This window comes from Mesorhizobium sp. M0062, assembly GCF_040323125.1.
Taxonomy (GTDB): domain Bacteria; phylum Pseudomonadota; class Alphaproteobacteria; order Rhizobiales; family Rhizobiaceae; genus Mesorhizobium.
This window is the reverse complement of sequence record NZ_JAMYUO010000053.1, coordinates 1-8,609: the sequence shown is the minus strand read 5'-3', so window position 1 is coordinate 8,609 and position 8,609 is coordinate 1. Positions and strand designations below refer to the sequence as shown.

Genomic DNA, 8,609 nt, shown 5'->3' with positions numbered 1-8,609 from the left:
CGCGAGCACAAGAAGCTCGCTCTGCGCCAAGCCGCATGACCAGCATCATGGCTGCCCCATTTTGCAGAACTTGACGCACACAACCATTTTCTTGAGCCCTTTGCCCGCGGCCATCCGCCCGCGACTTCGACCGCCGCCTCAGGCAGGCGGTCGTGTCGCGTCAAATTGCATGCATCATTGACAGGTTGCCTAACTTTTCGGCGCGGATCTCACAATTTATTAAAATTGTAAGTCTCTCCTACAAAGTTGTATTAGGATCAGCTTAACGCCTTCGGCATTATCTATTAAATGATGGGCGACGATCTCCTTGGTGTACTATAGAATGATTCCCTGGAACGACGGATCAATTTAAGAGTTGATCCGAAATGGTCGCTCGAAGGTTGTCGAACGACCAAGGCAGCACGCGCAAGGAGTGTCGGAATGACCACAGTCCTCAACGCCAAAGGCATTCCACTTCCGTATACCGGCGCTTCCACCCATTGGTTCTCGGCGACTGGAGGCGCGCCTTACCGCTACGGCACCTCGGGCAACGATTCCTTCTGGGGCGACACCAACGTCAAGGTCACCATGTATGGCGGCGCGGGCGACGACTATTACCATCTCTATTCGACGATCAACAAAGCGGTCGAGAACTACGGCGCGGGCGTCGACACGATCGATACCTGGATGAGCTACAAGCTGCCCGCCAATTTCGAGAACCTCGTCGTCACCGGCGACGGCCACTATGCCTTCGGCAATGCTCAGGACAACATCATAACGGGCGGCGCTGGCAGCCAGACGCTGGACGGCGGCAAGGGCAATGACGTGCTGATCGGCGGCGCCGGCGCCGACACCTTTATCATCACCAAGGGCAATGGCAGCGACCTTATCTCCGATTTCGGCGCGACCGACACGGTGCGCCTCAACGGCTATGCCTTCACCTCGTTCGAGGCCGTCCACGCCAATATGGTCCAGGTGGGATCGAACGTGCAGCTGAACCTCGGCTCGAGCGAGGTGCTGGTGTTCCACAACACCACGATCGACAAATTTCAGCCCGGCCAGTTCGAGCTGCCGATCGACAAGACCGGCATGACGCTGTCCTTCAACGACGATTTCAACACGCTGAGCCTGTGGAACGGCCAGAGCGGCATCTGGGATTCCAATTTCTGGTGGGGGGCGCAGAACGGCAGCTCGCAGCCCCAGAACGGCGAGCTGCAATGGTATATCGACGCCAATTATGCGCCGACCAGCTCGGTCCATCCGTTCAGCGTCGCAAGCGGCGTGCTCACCATAACCGCGGCGCATGCGCCCGACGACATCAAGCCGCTGATCAACAATTACGAATACACTTCCGGCATACTGACGACGCACGACACCTTCTCGCAGACCTATGGCTATTTCGAAATGCGGGCCGATCTCCCGGAAAATGCCGGCGCGTGGCCGGCCTTCTGGCTTCTGCCCGAAGACGGTTCATGGCCCCCGGAACTCGACGTGATCGAAATGTATGGGCAGAACCCGAATGCGCTTCTCATGACCGCGCACACAAATGAGACGGGAACCCACACCACGGTCGGGTCGACGGTGAATGTCTCCAACACCGACGGCTATCACACCTATGGCCTGTTGTGGACGCCGGACAAGCTGGTCTGGACCTATGATGGCGTCCAGGTCGCGGAAGCGGCGACGCCGTCCGATATGAACAAGCCCATGTATATGCTGGTCGACCTTGCGGTCGGCGGTCAAGCCGGCGCGCCGCCCGACCATCTGGCGACGCCCGCGCAAATGAAGATCGACTATATCCACGCCTATACGCTGAACGATTTGCAGCAGAGCCATCTGAGCACGACAGCCGAGCACGCGGTCTAGATGTCGCGAGACCGCGCGCCAATCAGCGATGCGGCCATCGGCCTGCGCCCGGTCTTCCTGCGTGGCATCGCCGACATCGGCATCTTTTCGTTGCTGATCAACATCCTGCTCCTGGTGATCCCGCTCTATCTGCTGCAGGTCTATGACCGGGTGTTGCCGTCCTCCAGCGTCGAGACGCTGCTTTATCTCTCGGCCATGGCGGTCCTCGCGCTCGCCTTCCTCGGCCTGCTGGACGCGGTCCGCGCCATCTACGCGCAACGTGTTGCGGCCACCGTCGACCAGAAACTGGGCGCGCGGACATTCGCCGCCTCGCTTGGCGCCAGACATGCCGGCAGCGGGCTGTCGCCGCTGAACGACCTTGCCACGACTTGCGCCTTCATCAGGTCGCGCGGCGTGGCGGTGTTGTTCGACCTGCCGTTTGCGCCCGTCTTCCTGGCCTTGCTCTATTTCATCCATCCCGTCCTGTTCTGGCTGACGCTCGCCGGCGCCGTGCTGCTGTTTCTCTTGGTCGTGGCCAACCAGCTTGCCATCGGCAGGAACGATGCCATGTCGGCGGAACGCTCGGCGGTGGCCAGCCAGGCGGAGCAGGCCTTCGCCCGCAACACCGACACGCTGCGCGCCATGGGCATGGTGCAAAATGCCGCCGCGGTCTGGGGACAGCACGTTGCTGAGGCGCTGACCCTGCATGACCGTTCCGGAAGCGCCAATGCGATCTTCAGCGCGACGTCGCGGGCGCTGCGCATGATGCTGCAACTGGCGATCCTCGGCGCCGGCGCGTGGCTGGTGCTACAAGGGCAGATGACCGCCGGCATGATCTTCGCTTCGTCGCTGGTGTCGTCGCGCGCGCTGCAGCCGCTCGACCAGCTGATCGGATCCTGGCGGCAGATCGTCGACGCCAAGCGATGCTGGAAGCGGCTGGACACCGCCCTTGCGGCGCAACCAGCGCAGGGGCGCAAGCTCGCACTGCCCGATCCATTGGGCGCGATTTCGGTGCAGGATCTGTTCTTCATCGCGCCGACTGCGGCTTTCGGCACGGAGCCCATCCTCAAGCGGTTGAATTTTGCCATCGGCGCCGGCGAAGCGGTGGCGATCGTCGGCCCGAGCGGGGCCGGCAAATCGACGCTGGCGAAATTGCTTGTGGGCGCGCTGCAGCCGACCGGCGGCGCGGTCAGGGTCGACGGCGCCGACCTGAGGAGCTGGGACGAAACCCAGCTTGGCAGGCATATCGGCTATCTCGCGCAGGAGGTGGAGCTTTTCCCGGGATCGATCGCGCAAAATGTCGCCCGCTTCGAACCCGACGCCGATGACGCCGCGATCGTCGAAGCGGCCAGGCGCGCCGAGGCGCATGAGCTGATTCTCACGCTGCGCGACGGCTATCAGACCATGATAGGCCCGTCGCATACCGTGCTATCGGGCGGCGAGCGCCAGCGGATAGGGCTGGCGCGCGCCTTCTACGGCAAGCCACGCATGCTGGTGCTGGACGAGCCCAACGCCCATCTCGACGGCAGTGGGGAGGCGGCGCTCGAAGGGATGCTTTCGGCCGCGCGAAGTGTAAGCGTCACGACAGTCGTCATCACGCATCGCCCTTCGATCGCCGCGGCCTGCGACCGCGTCATGGTCCTGCGCAACGGCATGGTCGAAGCTTTCGGCCCTGCGAGCGAGGTGCTGAGGCAACCGGCGGCCGGCAAGGCCGGGAGCGCGGTGGTGACAGGCTCGTTCGTGCCGACCGTGCGCCCGCACAGCGTCCGCTTCGGGTCATAGACGATGATGCAGCAGAGCCTCGCCTTCGAAGGTCGACCGCGCACCGACTTCCGCCGCATGGCCGTCGTCGGCTACGTGGCCATAGCGCTCTTCGTCGGCTGCTTCGGTTATTGGGCGGCGAACGCGCCGCTATACGGCGCGGTGATCACCTCCGGCACGATCTCGGCGACGGGCGGCAACATCCTCATCCAGCACCCCGAGGGCGGCATCATCGAGCAATTGCTGGTGCATGAAGGCGACCGCGTGCAAAAAGGCGAACCGCTGGTCCTGCTCGACCGCAGGGCGGCCGAGACCGACCTCAACCGGCTGACCAGACAGACGATCGCGCTCAGGGCAAGTGCCGCGCGACTTGAGGCCGAGCGCGACGGATCGGACAGGCTGGCGCCGATCGCCGAAGCAGCACCCGCGCCGTTCCAGCGCGATTTCGACAATCTGGTGCACGAACAGCAGAAGGAGTTCGAGGCCAGGCTCGCCCGGTTCCGCTCCGAGCAGTCGATCCTGGCGCAGCGCGTCGCCATGCATCGTGAGTCGGCGCTGGGCCTGGAGGCGCAGAAACTCGCCATCCAGCAACAGGCCGAGATCGTGAAGAAGGAACTCGGCATCAAGACCGGCCTGCTCGACAAGGGTCTCACCAACCGCAGCGAATATTCGCAGCTTCTGCGCAGCGAGGCCGATCTGGTCGGCCAGGCCGGCGCGCTGGAGGCGGATATCGCAGCGACCAAGACGCAGATCGTCGAAGCCCAGGCGCAGGTCGAGCGCGCGACCACGCAGCGCGTCGAGGACGCGCTGACCAAGCTCGACGAGGTTCGCACCAGCCTGGCCGACATCGGCGAACAGATCACCGCAGCCGAGGCGGTGCTGGGGCGCACGACGATCAAGGCGCCGGCAGCCGGCATCGTGGTATCCTCGATCTACAACTCCAAAGGCAGCGTGATTGCGCCGGGGCAGAAGATCATGGAGATCCTGCCCACCGCGTCGGGCCTCATCGTCGACGCGAAGCTGCGGCCGAAGGACGTGGATCTGGTTCGCGTCGGCCAGCCGGCGAAGCTCAGGCTGTCCGCCCTGAACGCGCGCCTCACCCCTGAGGTCCCGGCTACGGTGACGCAAATTTCCGCCGACAGGCTGATCGATGAAACCACGCATGAGGCGTATTTCCGCGCCAGGCTGAAGATCACCGACACGCTGCCGCAGGGCGTGAAAGCCGAGCAGCTTTACCCGGGAACGCCGGTCGAGGCGTTTATCAGCACCGGCGACCGAACCTTCCTCGAATATCTGGCGCGGCCGATGCTGGACTCGTTCGCGCGCGCGTTCACGGAGCGATAGGCGCCAACTCGTCCTCCCAGTTGACGCCGCCGTAGAACACCCTGAGAATCACCACCTGGTCGCCTTCTACGGTGAAGGCCACAGTCAGGCGGCGCTCGAAGCCAACGATGCGAAGCCCCGGCCGCACATCATCCCTTAGGGTTCCGCGTTCCGAGGCATAGTCGAGACCCAGGCAAAATCGCTCGATCCGCTCGATGTAGCGAAGGGCGGTGAGGTTGCCGGATGCGTGAGCGACCGTATCGTATATCCATAACAGGTCCGTCTGGGCTTCCGGCAAAAGGACAACATGCCGGCGCTTCACACGTTCCCCTTGAGGCGAGCTGCGTGATGTGCGCGAATGCTGTCAAAAGACTTGTCGGCCGGGATGGCCTGGGAGGGGTCTGCCTTCCACCTATCATAGGTCGGCGCGACCTCCTCACGCAGCCAGCGCTCCACGGCGGCGTCGCGTTCCTGCAATGCGCGAAGACCGGCGCGGATCACTTCACTGCTGGTCGCGTATGTGCCGGACCGAACGAGCTGGTCGATGAAAGCAGCCTGCTCGGCCGGCAGGCTGAAGGTGCGTTTTTCGGTGGCGGACATGGATCCCTCCTATCAGGTTGGTATGATATTATCATACCAACGGCGAGATCGCACGCCCCAATATAGGCTTAGGGACCGCTCCCCTTGCCGTCGGCAAAGACACCGGACATTCGGTTCGGATGCCTGAGATGGGTCGGCGTGATACCGGTCTGATGGCGGAAGACACGGCTGAAATGGCCGGCATTGGGAAAACCGCAGCGGTAGGCGATGTCGCCGATTGCCAAGTCGCTCCCCTCCAGCAGCGACTTGGCCTGATGTACGCGCAGCGCAAGATAGGCGGCCATCGGGCCGATGCCGAGCTCGGCGCCGAACAGCCGCTCAAGCTGGCGCCGGGATAAATGCAACCGGCCCGCGATCTCGGCGACCGACAGCGTCTCCTGGAGATTGCTTTCCATCAGAAGCAGCGCCCGTTTCACCGCTCGGCTCGACGCGGCCGGAAAGAGATCGCCGACGGGCTGCACATCCAGGCTCGAGCGGATGCGGTCGAGCACGAGGATCTTGGCGGCTTTTTCCGCAGCCTTGCGGCCGATGAACTGCGACACGAAATGGCCGGCAAGGTCGGCCGCACCCGTGCCTCCGGCGCAGGTCGGAGCGGCCCCTATCGACGGAAAACAGGCTGTCGGCATGGGCGTTCACATCAGGGAATTGGCTGCGGAAATCCTTGATGTGAAACCAGCTGACGGCAGCACTGTAGCCATCGAGCAGACCGTAGCGCGCGAGCACGAAGCTGCCGGTGCAGAGTGCCGTCAGCGGCACGCCCTTTTCGGCCGCCCGCAACAGGAAGGCCTCCTTTTCGGAGCTGAGGCTGCGGTTGGTGTCGAGCAGGCCACCGACCACGACGACATTGTCGAACTCCTGCGGATTGCCGATCGCCTTGGTCGGCAGCAACTCGACACCGCAACTCGCCCGGATCGGCAGGCCACGCTCGCCGACGATCTCCCAGTCGAACTCGATCCGGCGGCTGCGGTCGCCTTCATCGCCGGCCAGCCGCAGCGTGTCGATGAACAGCGACAGCGGCGACAGCGTGAAGTCGCGAACCAAGAGAAACGCAAACCGCCTGGCCATTGTTGCTCCGAAACGTTCCTTCGGGTGGATGGAAGCAAAGATGTCGCACAGGCGAGCACGCGGCGCTTTTCAGGAGAAGCCACCGGATGTCGGAGATGAGATCGACGGCCTCAGTGCGGAGCTGGAAATTCTCTGGGTTGTGTGGTGGTCATGGGATGTCGTCATCTACGCTCACACAAGACAGGCAGATGGACCAGTGGAATTGATCAGCATGGCACGGCGTGAGAAAAACCCTATCGTGTTTGTGTAACCTGCAGCACCAAAGCGGAGCCCAAGCCATGACCCTCACCAATCGCGATATCATCGAGCTGACGGCATGGCGCCGCAAGCTGCACCAAAACCCGGAAATCTCCAACGAGGAAGAACAGACCGCCAAGGAAGTCGTCAGCTTCCTCGCCGATACAGCGCCGGACAAGGTGCTGACCGGCCTCGGCGGTCATGGCGTGGCGGCGGTCTATGACAGCGGCCAGGCGGGACCGACGGTGCTGTTCCGCTCGGAGATCGATGCGCTGCCGATCGAGGAGCTTTCGGGCGTCGAGCATGCCTCGCAGGTGCCGGGAAAGTCGCATATGTGCGGCCATGACGGCCACACCGCGATCCTCGCCGCACTTGGCCGCCAGCTCGGGCGTGAGCGGCCGGCCCGCGGCCGCGTCGTCTTGATGTTCCAGCCGGCGGAGGAGACCGGCAATGGTGCGGCCGGCGTCGTCGCCGATCCACGCTTTGGCGAGATCGCGCCGGACTTCGCCTTCTCGCTGCACAATCTGCCGGGCGTGCCGTTCGGCGAGGTGCGTCTCAAGCCCGGCGTCGTCAACTGCGCCTCGCGCGGCATCCGCATCGTGCTGGACGGCAAGACCGCGCATTCCTCCATGCCCGAAACCGGCGTGTCGCCGATGCCGGCGATCAGCCAGCTGATGCCGGCGCTTCCGGCACTGGGGCGCGGCACTTTCGCCGATGACGATTTCAGCATGGTCACCGTCACCCATGCGACGATGGGCGAGGCCGTGTTCGGCATCGCGCCCGGCTACGCCGAGGTTTGGGCGACGCTGCGCACAAGGCGTGACGAGCGCATGGCGGAGCTGGTCGCAGCTGCGGAGGCGCTGGCCGCCAGGATAGCTGCCGAGCACCGCCTGTCCGTGCGCTGCGACTATCACGAAATCTTCGTCGCCAGCGTCAATGCGCCGGACGCGGTGGAACATCTCAACCGCGCGCTGGACGAAGCGGGCGTCGCGCGCAGCGAGGAAGCCCTGCCGATGCGCGCTTCGGAAGATTTTGGCATCTTCGGCCACAAGGCGAAGTCGGCGATGTTCTTCCTCGGCGCGGGCGAGCGCACCCCGTCATTGCACAATCCCGATTATGATTTTCCCGACGATCTGATCCCGATCGGTTCGAAGATCTTCATGCGCACGGCGCGCAACCTGCTGGGGTGAGCGGCCCTGCAAAATCCGCATCCTGAAGCTGCCTTTTTCCCGCTGGAATCGTCTTGTAGTCGCCTCCTACATTAGGAGGGGCTTGCGGATGAGAATTGCAATGGTCGTCGCGTTGACTGCGACAGTGGCAGGGTGCGTATCGTCTCCGGTCCAGTATGGAGCCTCGCTCTCGACCCAAGACCCGAAATGGGCGACGCCGGAATGCCAGCAGGCCCGCACCGATGCCATGAATTACGACGCGCGCGAGAAGGAGCATCCGGGATGGGCCGCCGGCGTCGTGCTGGGGCCCTACAGCATGGGCCTCGTGGCGGCCATCAAGGAGCATGAGCAGCAGCAGCGAAGGCTGTTGGCGCGCCAGATGCATCTGCAGTGCTCGAGCCTGCCGCTGCCGAAGGATTTGGACTTCGATCCGCAAATCTACGCACCAAAGCCGGGGAAATATCCGTAGGGCTGGGATTGGTTTGCACAGGGACCATAGCGGAGGCTTGCGCCCTACGAATACCCCCACCCTCAATCCCTCCCAGGTTGTGTGCGTCAAGTTCTGCAAAATGGGGCAGCCATGATGCTGGTCATGCGGCTTGGGGCAGAGCGAGCTTCTTGTGCTCGCGC

8 protein-coding genes and 1 pseudogene are annotated in these 8,609 nt (G+C 63.5%); 5 read left to right on the top strand and 4 right to left on the bottom strand.

Annotated features, from left to right (window positions below; translation table 11 throughout):
* Positions 1-420: 420 nt before the first annotated feature.
* From eglC to NKJ64_RS30260, 3 genes are read left to right on the top strand one after another with little or no spacing between them, the layout of a single operon-like run.
* A complete protein-coding gene (gene eglC, locus NKJ64_RS30270) occupies positions 421-1,845 on the top strand; it encodes an endo-1,3-1,4-beta-glycanase EglC (protein ID WP_023669698.1) in 1,425 nt (474 codons plus the stop codon).
* Positions 1,846-3,606 (top strand): type I secretion system permease/ATPase, encoded by a 1,761-nt coding sequence (locus tag NKJ64_RS30265; protein ID WP_023669697.1) that lies wholly within the window; start codon positions 1,846-1,848, stop codon positions 3,604-3,606. It begins immediately after the preceding gene.
* Between the two features lie 3 nt (positions 3,607-3,609).
* Positions 3,610-4,929, top strand: coding sequence for an HlyD family type I secretion periplasmic adaptor subunit (locus NKJ64_RS30260; RefSeq protein WP_352463815.1), 1,320 nt, complete (start codon positions 3,610-3,612; stop codon positions 4,927-4,929).
* Here NKJ64_RS30260 and NKJ64_RS30255 read toward each other — a convergent pair.
* The 4 genes and pseudogenes from NKJ64_RS30255 to NKJ64_RS30240 form a co-directional block, all read right to left on the bottom strand.
* Positions 4,916-5,230, bottom strand: coding sequence for a type II toxin-antitoxin system RelE/ParE family toxin (locus NKJ64_RS30255; RefSeq protein ID WP_023669695.1), 315 nt, complete (start codon positions 5,228-5,230; stop codon positions 4,916-4,918). The two genes, NKJ64_RS30260 and NKJ64_RS30255, sit on opposite strands and share 14 nt — an antisense overlap.
* Positions 5,227-5,508, bottom strand: a complete 282-nt coding sequence (locus tag NKJ64_RS30250) for a type II toxin-antitoxin system ParD family antitoxin (protein WP_023669694.1) — start codon at positions 5,506-5,508, stop codon at positions 5,227-5,229. Before NKJ64_RS30250 ends, NKJ64_RS30255 begins: the two co-directional genes overlap by 4 nt.
* Before the next feature lie 68 nt (positions 5,509-5,576).
* Positions 5,577-6,134: a GlxA family transcriptional regulator gene (locus NKJ64_RS30245; protein ID WP_023669693.1), complete on the bottom strand. Its 558-nt coding sequence runs from the start codon at positions 6,132-6,134 to the stop codon at positions 5,577-5,579.
* Positions 6,135-6,231: 97 nt separating this feature from the next.
* Positions 6,232-6,573, bottom strand: a pseudogene (locus NKJ64_RS30240) (DJ-1/PfpI family protein); the annotation flags it as partial.
* 278 nt (positions 6,574-6,851) lie between these two features.
* On the opposite strand from NKJ64_RS30240, the gene NKJ64_RS30235 reads away from it, so the two are divergent.
* Positions 6,852-8,000: an amidohydrolase gene (locus NKJ64_RS30235; protein ID WP_352463814.1), complete on the top strand. Its 1,149-nt coding sequence runs from the start codon at positions 6,852-6,854 to the stop codon at positions 7,998-8,000.
* 88 nt (positions 8,001-8,088) lie between these two features.
* The gene (locus tag NKJ64_RS30230) at positions 8,089-8,448 is read left to right on the top strand and encodes a hypothetical protein (protein ID WP_023744109.1); all 360 of its coding nucleotides are present in this window, start codon (positions 8,089-8,091) and stop codon (positions 8,446-8,448) included.
* Positions 8,449-8,609 lie beyond the last annotated feature (161 nt).